Raw genomic sequence first — 14,447 nt, forward strand, 5'->3', positions numbered from 1 at the left:
CAGCCTTTCGGAGCCACGCCGAGGCGGTGCTGTCGGTACTCTTTGCCGCGAACTGGGCGGATGCCCAGGCTCTGACGCGGCGGAACTCCCGGGGTCTGGTGGGTACTCGGCGCTGAGTGTAACCGTTGGCGAGGTCATTTCTTCCTTCCTGTTAAACCGCAGGTTCGTACTTCCCGACCAATGACGAAGAACGCCGGCCTGCTTCCAGTCCTCGAAAGTTCTGTAGCGTAGTGTCGTTGGCGAAGCCGGTATCGTTGCCGCGCGGGTCTGGAGGCATATCATGCCCGGCCCCATAATTATGGTCCTGGATCAGGCCGGAAGCGTTAGAGTCGTACATGCCAACGCTACATCGATGTTGTTCTTCTCTTGCCCGGGTCATATGTGTACCCGCACCGTTCTCTGCGTTTAATTCGGCTGATAGTCATTGCCCTACTCCATATTCCGGATGCGATAACATGCTGTGGCCTGGCGTCTGCGCGGATTCTAAGTACCTGTTCTGCGTTAAGAGGAGACAAGCGCTCTTTGTATTGGGTGGTAAGAGGCGTCCCTTTGGCGGCCGGCAGTAGCGCCGCTGCTGCTGCGCGCGGCACTCCTCTTCACCGAAGCAGTGCGCCGCACCGCGCAACATACGTTCAGAACGAGTTCCATTGCGGGGCTCGGCGGCCTGCGCCCTCTGGCAGCTCATCTTTATCATGCTCGTTACTCCGGCTGCGTACCAGCATATAGATGTCGTGGATTGACACACATAGGAGTGTCGCACCTGTACGTAGTACCCACAGCCCTGAAGGTATTGGCCCCACATACACCCGTGTAGTAGTGCCGGTGGGCTCGAACAGTCTTACCCCGCACTTTCAGCTTCCCGTAGCCGTCTTGGCCGGGCTTACCTGGGAGAATATCCAGCAGCCAGTATTGCTAATGGTGTGGAAGTCTAGCGAAGCCATGATAGGAGCACTTGTATGTCTATTTCCATACCGCTTGCATTTCGATGTCCGCCGCCGCCGAACGCCTTGGCGACAGCGCTGACGTCGTAGTCGCCATTGGAACGCAGCGAGCAGTTGGCTACCATCTTGGTCTGGTTCAGGGTCCAGCACAGGCCGAAGGTGCCACTTTGCACAGCGAGTTCGTGGCCGACATCAGAGGTCAGGTGCGGCGGGCAGTTGGCGGCGAGGCCAGGCAGGTTGAATTGATATTCGATCTCGACCCCATCCACCAACTTCCAGACAGAGCACTTCCTGGCGCCGCCCTTCACTACACTCTGCACGTTCTGGTCGTGGGCGCGCAGGATGGCGGCGCCCTCGTGAATCATCCCTCGGCATCGGAGTCCTGCGCAAAGTTATCCCGCCACTGCGCGAACGACCACGGCGCGTAGCTCCACAGCGCCTTGCTGAACTCCTTGGTGCCATCGATCCGGAACTGCCAGCGATCGTAGTCGTCGATATGTTGGATCAACTTGGGAACCTCGGTGCCGGGGCAGAAGTATTCCCAGGCGATCAGGGCGCCGGACCTGTTGTTGTCGAGAACAATGTAGGCGTCTTTTGCGCCGCCGAATGACTGGTAGAAGTCGCGTTCCCCGTCGTCGCACCACATTTGGAATGCAGATAGGTGGTGATCAAGCCAGACGACACGCTTGGCCGACGCGAACAAGGCGTCCATCACTTCGCGCGGGAAGCTGAAGTCGAGGATGTAGACGTCGTTGTCTTTTGCAGCCAGCGAGACTTTCATGTCGAAGTCCGCCGGCGTCGTAACTTCGCCGTATCGGCACGCCACGTAGTCGGCGCTGTCGCCCAGCCGGAGCCAGGCCGCGAAGGCGGCGCCAGAATCCGTCGGCACAGTTGGCATGATAAATCACTAATGGCTTCATTCTTAGTCTCCGTCGTTATCCCAACACTCGATGTCCGCATCGGCCGCCGCTGCGGGTCGGTGCTCAGTCCGGCGCCGCATTCCAGTTCTACTTCCAGCGCGATCTCGGCGGACTCCGCGCCTGTTCTGGGGTCATGCTGCCGCTGGCCTGGTAGCGCGCCGCGCACAGCCTCAACCATTCATAGCTGTCCATGTTGTTGCCCTCACCCATCCAGGTTGTCCGAAGTCCGGAAACTGCGGCTCTGTCATCGGTGCCGGCGGCTCCATGCGGACGAACCTGGCGGCCGACGACAGCAACTGGTCGACGCCCTTGTGCAGGTACTCCAGCGTGTGGTAGTTGAAGATCTCGCGCTCGTCGGCGCGCACCGGCAGCGGGTTCTCGGATTCGTGGGCACAGACGGCGGCGACGGAGTCCCTGTAGACGTGCCACACGTTGCCGCCGCACATGTGCACCCACTCCCGCTCGTTCGCAAACCGCACATCGGAGCACACGAAGAGCTGCGGCACGAATTCGGGGTACAGCGCCTGACTACGCACCGGTCGATCCAGATATCGGCCCGGTCAAGCCAGTAGCCAAGGTTCTGGGCGCGCCTGAATTCACTCCCCACCACTGGAGAACCTGACGGGGCGACAGCGGGAGGGCGTCAAGGTCGAAGTAACTGTCGTGATGCCACTTGGCAATCTCAGCGCGTGCGATGGGGACGAATCCAGCGTCGAAACAATGCCGGAGCGCCAGCGCGGGGCGGCTCCATTCCTTCGTGTCGCGGTCGCGCAGCAGGCCGTCAACGACGCCGAACGCCGCCGCCACTTCGCGGCGCAGGGCGTCGGCGAAACTGAACTTGATGAAGCCATAGTGCCGCACGAGATAGTCTGCGACTGAATCTTTCCCGCTTCCTGCTTTTCCTGCCAGGCCGATCAAAATCATGATGCCCCCTTCACTTTTTCTCCAATTTTACCTTCGCCGATGAGCGGCAGCCTGGCGCCCAGTCTGGCGTCCTGCTCATCTCCTGAACCATGAACGCCAGCGCGTCCGCCGCCGCGTCTTCTGGTACTACAGTCACGACGTCGTCATAGTGAACAGGGCCACTATCAATAAGTTCCTGATCTCCAGCAGTTGCCGACTAACGATGCAGTAGTGGATGCACTGCACGGTGTTTTCGACCAACTTGGCGCCAAAAAGTTTCAACCGGTTGCGACCATTGAAGTAACTGGCCTGGCCGTGCTCGTCGCGCGAGATGCCGTCGTATCGCATGGCCAAGCCGTTGGGCATCCAGATCTTGTCCTTGGCGGTACGCATGACGCCGTGCGCGCCGAACACCATCTCACGGCCGGCAATCATGGCGTCAATGACCTGCTCCATGAGCCCCCAGTAGGCGACAATCTTGTCCATCCTGGCGCGGTACCGATCAATCAGCGCATTAGTCACGGCGGCGTGGATGAGCATATCGTTTAGGTTTAAACGACTTGGTAACTCGGATACCTCCTTCACCTTGCCGGGGTTGTTGAGGAAACGACTCGGGTCGACTTGCAGGGTCTCCATGTCGGCCATCCCGAACTGGATGGGAGGCGCCCCCAGCATGCCCTTGAGCAGCTCGGCGCTGGCTTTCAGGTACCCCATTCCGAAGCCGCATCCCAGAATTTGAACCTTGCCTAGTTGGCCAGGTATGTGGTCAGGCGCCACAACCTTTCCGTCTGGCTGAACTATTTTCAGTTTCCGATCAACCGGCCGGCCATAAATGACTGATGCGTGCTCGCTGTAGACGTCGCGACCCTGGGCAAACGCCTCCACGAGGTCGTGCTGGCCAGCCAGCCAGGCTGTGATGCGGGCTTCACCCTGCCCCGAGTCGGCCGTGATGATCTTGTGGCCGGGCGGCGCCATAATGGACGCCGCGATGGCCGAGAGTTCGGGGCGGTTCTCGTTGTGTTTGGACGAGATGTTCAGCCAGTTCATCTTGTCGCCGCCGCCCATGCGAAATGTGTGCGCGGCTCCATAGGACACGTACTGGGCATCGCGCCGCGCTCGGCGCACTGCTGGTACCGTGCGGCTCGCGTTTCGACGATGTTCGATTTCACGGCTATGCGCGCCTCGGCGATGCACCGGACCTCCTCGTCTTCGTCCTCCAGCAGATCCTGCATGCCGGGGTCCGTCTTGGCGAAGGCGTAGATCTGCTCGCCGGTCGTGGGACTGGTCTTTACAGGCGGCTCGACGCCGTACTCCCGCAGCAGGGCGGCGAGCTTGTCGTTGGACCCCACGATCTTCTTGTCGACGCCGGTGCCCGCGCACTTCTTGCACGGCAGCACGAGGTCGGGCGAGATGGCCTGGGTTCGGTCGGCGCCATCGCCGCCGCACACTGGGCACAGCATGCCGATGCGCCGCAGCACGTCGATCTTGCGCCGGCGCTCCGTCGCTACCGCGCCGCGGAGCCTGTCGACGTCGCCCAGGAATACCGGCTCGGTGAACATACGCACTACGGTATCGATGACTTGCAACTCCGCCGCCGTCATCTGCTCCAGGGAATATCTGCGCCAGGTCGTAGGTACGCTCGCAGTCGTTGACAGAGTAGGCGCCGTACTCCGCCCGCTCTTCCCTGCTGAAGTCGGCGGCGCGCTTGCCCTTGGCGAACGTCACGTAGTCGCCCTTGCGACCGGGCAGGTGGCGGATGCAGAGGTCGTGCAGCGAGTTGCCGGCTTTCGGGCCGTCGAGCACGCGCGCCATGCTCAGCGTGTCGATGTGCATGGCCGGCCGGATGCCGTGGTGATGGGAGAGGATGAGGCCGTCGAAGTGGCTGTGATGACAAATGAGTGCCGTGTCGGCCCAGTCCACTTCTTCTCGCAGGAACGCGGCGGCGCGGTCGGGTAGCAGCCAGAACGCCTTGGTGTCGTTCACCTTGACGCCCAGCAGGATCTCCTCGAAACGGCCATCACGGACATACGCCTCCGTCGTCATGTTCGACAGCGTGTAGTCGGCGGCGTAGTATGTCTCGAAATCGCATACTATGGTATCCATCATGCCGCATGTACCTCGCAGTAGTCAGGGCCTCGCGTGGCACACTCGCAGGCACCCGGCCCGTCACGATGATAGAGTTTAGGCGGCTGACATATACGTCGCCCGCCTTTAGTGACGACCCACATGCACATGTCGGGCGTGCGGTCCGCCTTCTCGCCGTCCTCAACCCCAGCGCGGTAGGCCAGCGCGATGACGTGCGCCAGGGCGGCGTCCATGCGGAACCGCGCGGCGGGGTCCGCGACCGGGGAACCGCGCGAACTCGGCGCGCATGTCGTCTAGCATCAGGGGCATGATTCGTCCAGACCATCAGCCATGCGGAGCAGCATAAACCGAATAGGCTCGCCCTCGCCGTAGACATGGGCGACCTGTTCGGCCGCCTCTCTCAGTATCGCAACCTGCGCGGCGCGGAGTTGGTCGGCAATTTTGCACTTTCCATCTGACACGCAAGGCTTGCAGATAAGCCAAGGCGAGTCATTAGATGCGCACTCATTAGGGATCATGTCTGCTCCGGCATGGCCTTGGGGTCGTCGTAGATCTGCTGCTGGTCGCTAGTCATCGCGTCGCCCTCCCGGTGCCTGACGTGTGGTGGCGGTGCCAGACCTGATAGAACAGATCCTGCATGGCGGCGCGGGCGGCGTCGGCGGCCTGTAGGGCGCGCGTGGGATCAGTCTCGATCAGTTCCATGCAGCGGCTGAGGTTGCGGTCGACGGCGGCGCGCGTGGCGGCGAGGTCTGGGGTTGGCCACGTCATGTTGTTACCCTTCGGTGTTCGTTCATTCTTCCCTCACTCATCAGTTGATAACAGGCCAATGGCCTCTTGTTCTTCCAGCACTCCGACCGCGAGGCCGTCATTTAGTTCCGCGACCGCTCGCACGGCTTCGGTCTCGGCTTCTACCGTGCGGTCGCGCAGGTGGGTCTTTACGGGGTCGTGGTGGCTGCCCCGGCGTCGCCACCAGCACGACTCGCCGCCAGGGCTGTACTCGCCGGGGTCGGTGTCGACGTCGGCCTCTTCAGCTTTCAGGTAGTCCGATAACATCGTCATCACGTCCTCCATTTCTTGAGTAGGCTGTCGATCGACAGCGAGTCGGGCTGCCCAGCCTTCTCTCGTCGCCGGGCGTGGCGCTGCCGCACCATCAGCAGCAGGTCGGCCTGCTGTTGTCGGGTCAGGCGCCGGCGTGTCGGCGGCCGCGGGGCCATGCTAGCCGCTGGGAGTACCAGGCTATCGAGACGTTCGGGCAGTGTCGTCGGCTTCATCAGGATTGCGTGGAGTCGGTGCGGTAGAGTTATACGCCAGATGGCGAACACATCACGTTAGACCCCATAGCCGCCGAGCATCAGCTTCAGCCGGTCCATCATCATGGCGCTCTCTTGGCTTCCGTTCTCCAGGCCGAGCGCAACGCACTTTCCATATGCCCAACCGACAGCTTCGGCATCAACAGACATCGCGTGCTCAACGGCGCAGCCTCCGCTGAACTCCACGTTAGCCATCATTGGCGAGTACAGCATGGGCGACCAAGACTTCGGGATAGCACGGCCAGTTCCAACGGTCGCGCCAGTCCATCCGAGCATTGCCGCAAAATCTTCCCTGATCGTTATTCCGTCTTCGACCACCCACGCCACAACTTCATTACTGCGCAGTCGGCATATCTCAGCGCATAGCGCCTCAACCATTTCTCCGTCTGCGCCACCGATGCGCTGTGCAATCGCAATTTCTAAAATGTCCATTTTCTCTCCGAACATGATGGCTAACCCGGCGTTCCAGCGGAGGCTGCGCCATGCTAGCCGCTGCCGAACTTGGCGCCGGTTACCTAGATCGTTAGCGGTCACGGTATTCAGCCGCCATGCGCGCCATTTCCAAGCCCCTCGCCGTTGAGCTTGCGACTATCGTCCCAAGCACCGAGGTAAGCAGCAGGCAATCGCGCCGGCTTCGGTCGCGTCCATCACCATGCTTGGCGCCCATCCGGGGCCGTTGATGAACTTCAACCACGTTTCAACGCTGCTGCCTTTGTCGGCACCCCATCGCGTTCCGGCCATGTGCTGCGCCAATTCTTCTGGCGTGGCGAACACCGGGGAAATCGGGCTGCCTTCGCTGACAGTCTCCCAAATCTGGTAGCCGTCGCCAGTAGGCGGCTCGCTGCGCGTCCAGTCGTCTGCCGCCTGCTCGGCTTCCGGAGATTCCCAGATCGTCCCGTTACCGTTGCATTCCTGGCACGTCCCCCACTCTTCCGGCAGTCCCGCTGCTGCAATGATCTTCTTCGTCGCAGACCATTTGTCGCAGGCGTCGTGCCCCATGAATGACGGTGTGCGGCCAGCAAGGCCCGCAGTCAGTTCTGCCATGTCCGCGCCGCACGTCTTTCCTTGCGTGCTGTAAAGTGGGGCCTCGCACAAATACGGGTGGCATGCGCCTCGCAGCGCGTCGGTTCCTGACAGCATCAGCAGCGACACAAGGTCGCCAAGGCGCTGGCTTGCCGTTGTGGCTCCGCTGCCACTGCAAGCGGCGCAATTGTGACTCTTCGCGTAGTGCGGGTTCAGGAAGCCGCTCCACGGCTTGTCCATCGGCCACTGAAAATCCAACGGCACGCGCTTCAGTTCTCTTCCCATCGTCTTCTCCTTAAATGCGTTCTAACTAATCGTTCCAGCGGAGCCACGCGATAATGCCGCTCAGCCCCCTCAACTCAAACGTTGGGCGTCACCAGTCCACGCGGGCCACGCTTCAACCCGGCGACGCCATTGCCCTTGCGCAACTTCATCGGGGCGCGCAAACCCCTGCCGTCTCCGGCTCTACGCTCTATATAAAATGGCCGGCATTTCAGCCGGTGCCGCGCTAGGCCCGCAGCAAGCCAGTAGTGGCCATGATTGCCTCCATCAGTTGTTGTTCGCGTCCTGCGATTCATTTCGCCGCCCAACCCGTCAGTCCACGCGGACGCCTTCGGCGCCGAACATTATGTTGACTCCAGTATGGCGTCAAGGTGGGCGAGCGTCTCTACGCCAGCATCTTCCAATCTGTCGAGGAGGGCCAGCGCGGTGTTCAACTCGTCGACGGTGTTGATGTCGGCGTCGTCGAGCCGGGACAGGAGGGCGAGCGCGGCGCCGAGATTGTCGACGGTGTTGATGTCGGCGTCGGCCAGCGCGTCGATCATCTTGACTGTGGTGTCCAGGTTCTCGATGTCCAGCTCGGCGGCGCCCAGGGCGGCGATGCTGGCCGGCGTGAAGCCCGCCTCTTCCACTGCCTCGAGGATGGCGCACTCGTCGTCACTGGGTTGCAGCCGTTCAACCCAGTCGACCAGCCACATGAGGTCATCCGGCAGTTCGGCGCGCAGCGCGTTCAGGGCGTGCTCGGTGCCCATGTTGTTGAGCAGTGTGGCGGTGATCATGTCCATATCCTCTTGGCTGATTTTACAACGGCGGGCGCGGGCGTACATGTAGCGCGTATCTGTCGGGCTTCGTCGCGGTAGTGGACTGCCGCCCACGTCGCGGCGGCAGTAGTGCAGAGCAGGACCAGCACGGCGCCGATAACGACGTTGTCCGCGGTTCTGGGTTTCATGGTTCCCCTTTCGTTGTGGGCGCGGCTTCGCCTTGAATACGTTCTGACACCATCGCATCAAATGAGTTCCACCTGCCGTGCGCTTCATCATAGGCGACGCTGATGCGCTGCCGCGAGTCCGATACGGCGCGGCGATCGTGCAGGCACTCGGCGAGGGCGCGGCCGTGCGCGATTATGGCGTGGTAGTGCGCGACGGCGCTCATGTCGCCGCGTACAACATGTATGCCAGCAGGTTCAGGACTGCGAACACCGCGACGGCTTCACGCCATGCAAATGGTTCGGGGCGGTTCATAGCTGCCACCCGCGGATAGCCGCCACTGCGGCGACGTACTCGACTGCCGCCAAGACTTCACGGCGGTCCGGCTTGTCGGCCCAGTATTCGCGGGCCTCATCTAGGCGCTTTTCACGGCATCCGATGCGAATAGATAGGCGCCCATCGCGCTGCCACCCATATGCAGTCCACCCATCTGGGTAACCGGCTCCGATTATTCCGTCGGCCCCGTACAAGTCGGCCCTGTACAAGTCGGCCGCGCTCAAGTTGGCCCCGTACAAGTCGGCCCCGCGCAAGTCGGCCCCGCGCAAGTCGGCCCCGCGCAAGTCGGCCCCGCGCAAGTCGGCCCCGTACAAGTCGGCCTCGCGCAGCGTGTCGCCAGCTACTGCCCGTAGGATTACTCCCGCCCTATTTTTTATGTCCACGTTGTGCCCCTCTTCAGTGCGCCGCGGTGCCGCGCGGCCCGGTCTGGCCCTACACTTAGGCGCCCCCTCCTGAGGCGCAAAAGTCTGGGGTCAGCGGGTTAGTAATCCTGTAACAGATCCCGCAACTCATCCATCTGCGACCGCGTGAACTCGCGCCGCATGGCCCACCCGCACTCACAACGCGCGTCATAGGTCGCCCGGTCCTTTATGCTGTCCACGTTGTATCCTAGATTGCCCGCCCAGTCATAGAACGACATGTCGACGGCTTCAGCGTCCGCCAGCAGGCGGTGCAGAACCGCGGCGGGCCGTCGGTCCGCGTAGCCCGATGCCGGTGTAAAAGTCGGTTCTGTACTTGCCGACGGTTACATGCCAGTGATCCATGATATCCCGCTCGGGATCCGGATCCCTGTCATCTTCGCCAATGTAGCGCGCCGAGAATGGGATATTCCAATCCGCCAGGGCCTTGATGATTTTGGATTGCCTGGTCATGACATGCCCCAATTTACCGGCCGACAGAACAGACCGACCTTATTTTCTTTCGCCCAAGTGAACAACTGGTCAAGGTTCTGGAAAATAGGCGACTTTGCACGAAACTGGAGCGGCGCATCGGCCGCTAGATATTCCGCGGTGTCGAAAGCAAAATCCCCCTTTTCACCGGTAATGATGTCGGTGCACTGAATTGCGTAGTTCATGCTGTAACTCCTTCAATTGACGGGGCACCCGTTAGGATGATAACGGCGCGGATGAACCGCGGCGCCCCTTGGGTTGTGGTAGCGATTAGGTTTTTGCCAGTATGCGAATAGGACTCGACTCGCATGCGATGGCCCCCGACTTCCACAAGTTGACCTATCTTATATTCGCCTTTCGGCAGGTAATAGAATCTCATGACTTCAGTTCCCGATGTAATAGTAGACGTCGCCGTCATCGGCGCGGAAGATGTTGCCGGCGCACTGCCCGGCCGCGGCGCGTGCCTCATACGCTATCCAGTCGGCGTCGTCGGAGTCCGGCGACAGGTCGGCGTCGCGTATGTCGCCGGCAATCATCTGGATTAGCAGCGCCGTCAATTCGCGGCCAGACCATGAGGCAATCTCTTCCTCATCCCACACCCCAAAACCGCAGGCGTGGTCGCCGGAATGCCTCGCGTTTCTCTTCGGTGTCGAGTAGCGGCCAGTCGGGCGCATCCTCGACGGCGGCAAGCCAGGTCTGGCGGCCGGCGTCGTCGCCTATCTCTGCTGCGCTGGCGCTGTAGTCCATAGGTGCGGCGGCGCGGAAAAATTCTGTGATGTTCAGTTCCATGGTATTCCCCTCTTCAGTTGATCGGTTTGGCCCTACACCTAGGCGCCGGGTTGAGTCGGCGCAAAGGTCTGGGGTCAGATTACCAGTCGATTCTCCAAGGGTTCCAGGTTAAGTCAGGCCAGCAGGCCGTCAAGATCCTTGTACGCGGCAGTCGGCGTTATGTCCGGATGCGCGGCCGCGAACTCGCGTGATGCCCAAAGCATGCGCGTATATCGCGTGCATTCTTTTCCGGATAGCGCCGTACGCGCCAAATGCCATAGGTTTATCAACTCTGCGGACTGGTCAGGCCGGATGAATCGGGGCTTGTACGCGGCGCTCATGATTGCACTCCATGGGTTAGATAGGCGTTACAAATGGCATGGTAGGCTTGCTCGTCATTTAGTAGCCCCTGCGCGCGCTGGCGCAGCGCCAGGGCAATCGCCGTGAGCAAGGCAGTGTTATAGTGCGGCCGCGGTTTCATGGGCGGGGGGGGGGGGGGGGGGGGGGGGGGGGGGGGGGGGGGGGGGGGGGGGGGGGGGGGGGGGGGGGGGGGGGGGGGGGGGGGGGGGGGGGGGGGGGGGGGGGGGGGGGGGGGGGGGCGGGCGGGGGGGGGGGGGGGGGGGGGGGGGGGGGGGGGGGGGGGGGGGGGGGGGGGGGGTTTGACGTCATCAACTCGGCGATTTGGGCGACGGCGTCGCGCGCCAGCTCGGTGCAATTGGCGCGGCGCGTCAGTGCGACAAGGGCCCAGTGCGGATAACCATAGGCGCCGCCGCTGTAACTGTTGTCGCCGGTTTGCCAGCTCCAGTCTCCGGAGTCGTCGGCGCCGATAGTAACCAGCATGCTCGGCGTAGTATCGTCGACGTCGCAATCATCATAGGCGCGGTATTCGTCGTCTATGGCCGATTTGAGATCGATTAGCAGGGCGCGGATATCCTTGATCAACGGCAACCGGATCTTAGGCATGTATTCGCGGCGTGCGACGCCGGCGGCCAGCAGTGTGACGGTTTCGCGCGCGGCGCGGCCGTAGTCGCCGGCGGACTGGTCGCGATACTCGCGGAATGAGGCATACGCCTCACGTTTGTTGGCGCCCGTATAGACGGTGCCGATGTTGCCGACAATCACTTGGTATTCCATGGTAGTCCCCTCTCACAGGTTACCGCGGTAGCGGCCGCGGCGCCGTAAAACTGTTGCATGCCCGATGTAAAGCAGTTGCCATGCCAGTTACTAACCCATTGATTTTATTGGCGGCGCAGTCTGGCATGGAAATTGACGCGTGCCCAGAATTGTCACTTTCATGTGACGTCGACTGACCAAAATTGTCACTTGCCTTCCGGACTGGCGGCGCGCATGGCGGCGCGTACGGCGTGCCAGGCCTGGCGGCCGCCGGATTTCATGGTGGCAATCCAGATCTTGTTGCAGGCCTTGCACATAGGTTGCAGGCCATCGGATTGCGGCGCGCTGGCGTGGTATTCGTCGGCAGGTTTTCGATTATGGCAGGCCGTGCAGCGTTTACCAAGACGGGCATACATATCTAGCCTGGCTTTAATTCGCGCAGATTTACGGCCGGCTAGGGTGTATTCCGTCACATTTAACTCGCGTTTCACGGTCTCACGGGTTAAATGCACGGCGGCCGATACGTCTAACATTGAACACAGCGTGCAGATACGGGCGCCGACGGGATAGTCCCAATCGGGTTTTGGAGTGCCGCAACAAGGGCAATAGGTCAGGGATTCGGGCTTTTTCATGGATTATGTCCTAAAAAGGTTAAAAATAATGGCGATAAAAGTCCTATTATTTTGAAACTTTTACAATAATAAAATAAGCACATGTAGCGCTTTCGCCAATGAAATCAAGCATTTGGGTTTCGGATAATACAGCATCACGCCGTATAACGGGCATTATATCGCGTTTTTGGGTGAGGGCGCAAGTATTTTGCGCGCGAAACATATAATTTCTTATTATTTTCAAAGTTCCTCATGAAGTGGTACAGGTAAACTACAGATTAATTAAAATAATATATATTTATATATATATATATAGACTTTCTGGCCGCCCGAATCCCTTATAAATCAGTGGTTTACGTCGCGGCCGCCCGACATTCATATTATCTTATTATTGTCGCATCATGCCTAAATAATGCATATAATTATAAGGTTATAACAGGTTTATCTGTATGATTTAGCGCTTTTTAGCGTCCTGGCGTCGGCGCCGCGCTAACGCCCAGCTGTTAGGCGGCCGGAGATCGATCCGGCCCTGCCCTGCCCTGCCCTGCCCTGCCCTGCCCCGGTGCCCTGCCCTGCCCTGCCCCTGCCCTGCCCCTGCCCCCTCCGCCCTCCGCTCTGCTGCCTGCCCGCCCTGCCCTGCCATGCCGCACGGCCGCCATGCCGCCGACATTTCCCCGCGGCTATGCGTTTTGGGTTCGGGCGGTTGGGGGGAACGCGGGCGCGCGGGCGGGGGTTCGTTCCATGTTGTGCACACGACCGCCCGAAAAACCGAATATGACAACTTCATAACACCAAAATTTTTGCCGCCCCGTAGCATGATATGACAACCTCATACTACTCGCCTGTCATGCTGCCGCCGCCAAAAACCCCCGCCCCCTCCCATAGTAAAGTGTAAAGAACTTAACTGCTTGACACTTAGCCGCCCGCATGCGATACTGCCGGCATGGATGAGATACCAGACCCCCACGAAAGCCCGGCCGCGCTGCGCCAAGCCGCGAGGCTGGAGGACGTGCCGGAGATCTACCGCAAGACACATGAGAGGCTGGCCGTGGAACTGGCGCTGCACGTCGACGACGCCGCCGACATCTTCGCCAGGTACGGCTACACCGACGACCAGGCCGTGGCGCTGGTAGAGAGCCCGGCGTTCGTGGCGCTGATGCAGCACGCCCAGAAGGAGGTCATGGAGTCCGGTCTAGGCTTTCGCACCAAGGCGAAGCTGATCGCCGGCGAGCTGCTGCCCTATGCCCACGACATTGCCACCGACCCCTACAGAGTGCGGCGGTGCGTGCAGACGCGATAAAATGGAGCGCCCGCGTTGCCGGCCTGGAGCCCAAGGAAGTGAAAGATGACGGCAAGACTGGCGGCGGCCTCACGCTCAGCATCACGTTCGCCGGCCAAGCCCCGCAGCAAGTAGTATCAACCCGAGAAGCACTAACCGTAGACCAGGAGAATTGACATGAGCATAGACGAACAGGCAATCGAAACCGAAATCCAAGCCAAGGGCCTCAACGCGCCGCGACTCTACCCGGAGAAGATTGATGCCGTGATCACCGGCGAGGACTACCACGTCTTCCCCGGCACGACGCTGACGGTGTGCTGCCTGCGGCTGCGCAACGGCTTCACCGTTACCGGCGAGAGCGCGGCGGCGAGCCCCGAGAACTTCGACGTCGATCTGGGCAAGAAGATCGCCCGCAGCAACGCCCGCGACAAGATTTGGGCGTTGGAGGGCTACTTGCTCCGCGAACACCTTTTCAGTCGGCAGGAAAACTAGCACGGCATGCAAAAAACTAGCGTGACGTGCAAGACCCCCGCAGCACCCAACCACCACAAGGAGAACTAGCATGAACACCGCAACCCATGAAGCCCAACTGAAACTGGCAGCCGCCCGCCAGGCCCTGGACGACGCCGCCAGCCGCGGCTTCCCCGCCGCCAACCAGCCCCACCTGACCGCCGCGTGGCGGGCGGCAGAGGCCGAACTCTACGCGCTGTCCGACGTCAACACGGCGCCCGACGAACCGCCTGCTGATGGCGCCGGTGCCGATTTGACCCTCAGCCCAGAAGCTGAGGCAGAGTTGAGCGCGGGCCTTGTCTCCGACGAGCCCGACGAAGCCGCTCCCAAGCACTCCCATGACAAGAAGGAGCCGCTGTGACCAAGCGCGTGCGCATCGAGAATGCCGACACAGGCACGGTCAAGATCGTCGTGCAGACGTGGGACAAGGGCTATCCGGAAGGCGAGCCCGACACGCTGGCCAGGGAAGAGATCCTCCACTCGCCGTGCGCCATGACGGGCGACAACACGTACATCACGAGTACGCGGTACCTCGTCATCAAGGAGGCGTGAG

General features: G+C 61.1%; 23 protein-coding genes and 1 pseudogene. 5 read left to right on the top strand and 19 right to left on the bottom strand.

The window, feature by feature from the left end; all coding sequences use genetic code 11:
- Positions 1 to 928: 928 nt before the first annotated feature.
- The 6 genes from IPM06_21260 to IPM06_21285 all read right to left on the bottom strand — a co-directional run bounded on the left by IPM06_21260 (position 929) and on the right by IPM06_21285 (position 4,323).
- A complete protein-coding gene (locus tag IPM06_21260) occupies positions 929 to 1,306 on the bottom strand; it encodes a hypothetical protein (protein MBK8772941.1) in 378 nt (125 codons plus the stop codon).
- The gene (locus IPM06_21265; protein MBK8772942.1) at positions 1,303 to 1,839 is read right to left on the bottom strand and encodes a hypothetical protein; all 537 of its coding nucleotides are present in this window, start codon (positions 1,837 to 1,839) and stop codon (positions 1,303 to 1,305) included. The genes IPM06_21260 and IPM06_21265 overlap by 4 nt, the downstream gene beginning before the upstream one ends.
- Before the next feature lie 192 nt (positions 1,840 to 2,031).
- Positions 2,032 to 2,397 (bottom strand): hypothetical protein, encoded by a 366-nt coding sequence (locus IPM06_21270; protein ID MBK8772943.1) that lies wholly within the window; start codon positions 2,395 to 2,397, stop codon positions 2,032 to 2,034.
- Positions 2,390 to 2,785, bottom strand: a complete 396-nt coding sequence (locus tag IPM06_21275) for a hypothetical protein (GenBank protein MBK8772944.1) — start codon at positions 2,783 to 2,785, stop codon at positions 2,390 to 2,392. Before IPM06_21275 ends, IPM06_21270 begins: the two co-directional genes overlap by 8 nt.
- 132 nt (positions 2,786 to 2,917) lie before the next feature.
- Entirely contained in the window at positions 2,918 to 3,829 is a 912-nt protein-coding gene (locus IPM06_21280) for a hypothetical protein (protein MBK8772945.1), read from the bottom strand.
- A complete protein-coding gene (locus IPM06_21285; GenBank protein MBK8772946.1) occupies positions 3,808 to 4,323 on the bottom strand; it encodes a hypothetical protein in 516 nt (171 codons plus the stop codon). The genes IPM06_21280 and IPM06_21285 overlap by 22 nt, the downstream gene beginning before the upstream one ends.
- Between IPM06_21285 and IPM06_21290 the strand changes: the two genes are divergently transcribed.
- Positions 4,316 to 4,720 (top strand): hypothetical protein, encoded by a 405-nt coding sequence (locus tag IPM06_21290; protein MBK8772947.1) that lies wholly within the window; start codon positions 4,316 to 4,318, stop codon positions 4,718 to 4,720. The genes IPM06_21285 and IPM06_21290 overlap by 8 nt on opposite strands.
- A 699-nt stretch (positions 4,721 to 5,419) precedes the next feature.
- Here the strand turns inward: IPM06_21290 and IPM06_21295 are convergent.
- The 13 genes and pseudogenes from IPM06_21295 to IPM06_21355 form a co-directional block, all read right to left on the bottom strand.
- The gene (locus IPM06_21295; GenBank protein ID MBK8772948.1) at positions 5,420 to 5,617 is read right to left on the bottom strand and encodes a hypothetical protein; all 198 of its coding nucleotides are present in this window, start codon (positions 5,615 to 5,617) and stop codon (positions 5,420 to 5,422) included.
- 33 nt (positions 5,618 to 5,650) lie between these two features.
- Complete coding sequence (locus tag IPM06_21300; GenBank protein ID MBK8772949.1) at positions 5,651 to 5,908, bottom strand: hypothetical protein; 258 nt, start codon at positions 5,906 to 5,908, stop codon at positions 5,651 to 5,653.
- Positions 5,909 to 6,177: 269 nt separating this feature from the next.
- A complete protein-coding gene (locus IPM06_21305; protein MBK8772950.1) occupies positions 6,178 to 6,606 on the bottom strand; it encodes a hypothetical protein in 429 nt (142 codons plus the stop codon).
- Between the two features lie 141 nt (positions 6,607 to 6,747).
- Positions 6,748 to 7,467, bottom strand: a complete 720-nt coding sequence (locus IPM06_21310; GenBank protein MBK8772951.1) for a hypothetical protein — start codon at positions 7,465 to 7,467, stop codon at positions 6,748 to 6,750.
- Positions 7,468 to 7,808: 341 nt separating this feature from the next.
- Positions 7,809 to 8,240 carry a hypothetical protein gene (locus IPM06_21315; protein ID MBK8772952.1) on the bottom strand — a complete coding sequence of 144 codons (432 nt, stop codon included), beginning with the start codon at positions 8,238 to 8,240 and terminating at the stop codon, positions 7,809 to 7,811.
- A 166-nt stretch (positions 8,241 to 8,406) separates the two neighbouring features.
- Positions 8,407 to 8,613 carry a hypothetical protein gene (locus IPM06_21320; protein MBK8772953.1) on the bottom strand — a complete coding sequence of 69 codons (207 nt, stop codon included), beginning with the start codon at positions 8,611 to 8,613 and terminating at the stop codon, positions 8,407 to 8,409.
- 200 nt (positions 8,614 to 8,813) lie between these two features.
- Positions 8,814 to 9,106 (bottom strand): annotated as a pseudogene (locus tag IPM06_21325) (pentapeptide repeat-containing protein).
- A gap of 267 nt (positions 9,107 to 9,373) precedes the next feature.
- Entirely contained in the window at positions 9,374 to 9,595 is a 222-nt protein-coding gene (locus tag IPM06_21330; protein ID MBK8772954.1) for a hypothetical protein, read from the bottom strand.
- Complete coding sequence (locus tag IPM06_21335; protein MBK8772955.1) at positions 9,592 to 9,798, bottom strand: hypothetical protein; 207 nt, start codon at positions 9,796 to 9,798, stop codon at positions 9,592 to 9,594. The genes IPM06_21330 and IPM06_21335 overlap by 4 nt, the downstream gene beginning before the upstream one ends.
- Before the next feature lie 198 nt (positions 9,799 to 9,996).
- Complete coding sequence (locus tag IPM06_21340) at positions 9,997 to 10,212, bottom strand: hypothetical protein (protein ID MBK8772956.1); 216 nt, start codon at positions 10,210 to 10,212, stop codon at positions 9,997 to 9,999.
- Positions 10,202 to 10,402 carry a hypothetical protein gene (locus IPM06_21345; GenBank protein ID MBK8772957.1) on the bottom strand — a complete coding sequence of 67 codons (201 nt, stop codon included), beginning with the start codon at positions 10,400 to 10,402 and terminating at the stop codon, positions 10,202 to 10,204. The genes IPM06_21340 and IPM06_21345 overlap by 11 nt, the downstream gene beginning before the upstream one ends.
- 113 nt (positions 10,403 to 10,515) lie before the next feature.
- A complete protein-coding gene (locus IPM06_21350; protein ID MBK8772958.1) occupies positions 10,516 to 10,722 on the bottom strand; it encodes a hypothetical protein in 207 nt (68 codons plus the stop codon).
- A gap of 978 nt (positions 10,723 to 11,700) precedes the next feature.
- Complete coding sequence (locus IPM06_21355) at positions 11,701 to 12,126, bottom strand: hypothetical protein (protein ID MBK8772959.1); 426 nt, start codon at positions 12,124 to 12,126, stop codon at positions 11,701 to 11,703.
- Between the two features lie 922 nt (positions 12,127 to 13,048).
- On the opposite strand from IPM06_21355, the gene IPM06_21360 reads away from it, so the two are divergent.
- The 4 genes from IPM06_21360 (at position 13,049) to IPM06_21375 (ending at position 14,446) form a co-directional block, all read left to right on the top strand.
- Positions 13,049 to 13,405, top strand: a complete 357-nt coding sequence (locus IPM06_21360; GenBank protein ID MBK8772960.1) for a hypothetical protein — start codon at positions 13,049 to 13,051, stop codon at positions 13,403 to 13,405.
- Between the two features lie 156 nt (positions 13,406 to 13,561).
- Positions 13,562 to 13,876 carry a hypothetical protein gene (locus IPM06_21365; GenBank protein MBK8772961.1) on the top strand — a complete coding sequence of 105 codons (315 nt, stop codon included), beginning with the start codon at positions 13,562 to 13,564 and terminating at the stop codon, positions 13,874 to 13,876.
- A gap of 70 nt (positions 13,877 to 13,946) precedes the next feature.
- Positions 13,947 to 14,255 carry a hypothetical protein gene (locus IPM06_21370; GenBank protein MBK8772962.1) on the top strand — a complete coding sequence of 103 codons (309 nt, stop codon included), beginning with the start codon at positions 13,947 to 13,949 and terminating at the stop codon, positions 14,253 to 14,255.
- Entirely contained in the window at positions 14,252 to 14,446 is a 195-nt protein-coding gene (locus IPM06_21375; GenBank protein ID MBK8772963.1) for a hypothetical protein, read from the top strand. The genes IPM06_21370 and IPM06_21375 overlap by 4 nt, the downstream gene beginning before the upstream one ends.
- Position 14,447: the final 1 nt, after the last annotated feature.

It is taken from the genome of Hyphomicrobiales bacterium, from assembly GCA_016710435.1.
In the GTDB taxonomy this organism is placed as follows: Bacteria; Pseudomonadota; Alphaproteobacteria; order Rhizobiales; family Aestuariivirgaceae; genus Aestuariivirga.

Excerpts from the sequence above, each read along its gene's own strand:
- IPM06_21335 (MBK8772955.1), bottom strand. The coding sequence starts at position 9,798 with ATGAACTACGCAATTCAGTGCACCGACATCATTACCGGTGAAAAGGGG.
- IPM06_21275 (MBK8772944.1), bottom strand. The coding sequence starts at position 2,785 with ATGATTTTGATCGGCCTGGCAGGAAAAGCAGGAAGCGGGAAAGATTCA.
- IPM06_21365 (MBK8772961.1), top strand. The coding sequence starts at position 13,562 with ATGAGCATAGACGAACAGGCAATCGAAACCGAAATCCAAGCCAAGGGC.
- IPM06_21360 (MBK8772960.1), top strand. The coding sequence starts at position 13,049 with ATGGATGAGATACCAGACCCCCACGAAAGCCCGGCCGCGCTGCGCCAA.
- IPM06_21370 (MBK8772962.1), top strand. The coding sequence starts at position 13,947 with ATGAACACCGCAACCCATGAAGCCCAACTGAAACTGGCAGCCGCCCGC.
- IPM06_21315 (MBK8772952.1), bottom strand. The coding sequence starts at position 8,240 with ATGATCACCGCCACACTGCTCAACAACATGGGCACCGAGCACGCCCTG.
- IPM06_21355 (MBK8772959.1), bottom strand. The coding sequence starts at position 12,126 with ATGAAAAAGCCCGAATCCCTGACCTATTGCCCTTGTTGCGGCACTCCA.
- IPM06_21330 (MBK8772954.1), bottom strand. The coding sequence starts at position 9,595 with ATGACCAGGCAATCCAAAATCATCAAGGCCCTGGCGGATTGGAATATC.
- IPM06_21280 (MBK8772945.1), bottom strand. The coding sequence starts at position 3,829 with ATGGGCGGCGGCGACAAGATGAACTGGCTGAACATCTCGTCCAAACAC.
- IPM06_21260 (MBK8772941.1), bottom strand. The coding sequence starts at position 1,306 with ATGATTCACGAGGGCGCCGCCATCCTGCGCGCCCACGACCAGAACGTG.
- IPM06_21310 (MBK8772951.1), bottom strand. The coding sequence starts at position 7,467 with ATGGGAAGAGAACTGAAGCGCGTGCCGTTGGATTTTCAGTGGCCGATG.
- IPM06_21295 (MBK8772948.1), bottom strand. The coding sequence starts at position 5,617 with ATGACGTGGCCAACCCCAGACCTCGCCGCCACGCGCGCCGCCGTCGAC.
- IPM06_21285 (MBK8772946.1), bottom strand. The coding sequence starts at position 4,323 with ATGTTCACCGAGCCGGTATTCCTGGGCGACGTCGACAGGCTCCGCGGC.
- IPM06_21265 (MBK8772942.1), bottom strand. The coding sequence starts at position 1,839 with ATGCCAACTGTGCCGACGGATTCTGGCGCCGCCTTCGCGGCCTGGCTC.
- IPM06_21345 (MBK8772957.1), bottom strand. The coding sequence starts at position 10,402 with ATGGAACTGAACATCACAGAATTTTTCCGCGCCGCCGCACCTATGGAC.
- IPM06_21305 (MBK8772950.1), bottom strand. The coding sequence starts at position 6,606 with ATGTTCGGAGAGAAAATGGACATTTTAGAAATTGCGATTGCACAGCGC.
- IPM06_21350 (MBK8772958.1), bottom strand. The coding sequence starts at position 10,722 with ATGAGCGCCGCGTACAAGCCCCGATTCATCCGGCCTGACCAGTCCGCA.
- IPM06_21320 (MBK8772953.1), bottom strand. The coding sequence starts at position 8,613 with ATGAGCGCCGTCGCGCACTACCACGCCATAATCGCGCACGGCCGCGCC.
- IPM06_21300 (MBK8772949.1), bottom strand. The coding sequence starts at position 5,908 with ATGACGATGTTATCGGACTACCTGAAAGCTGAAGAGGCCGACGTCGAC.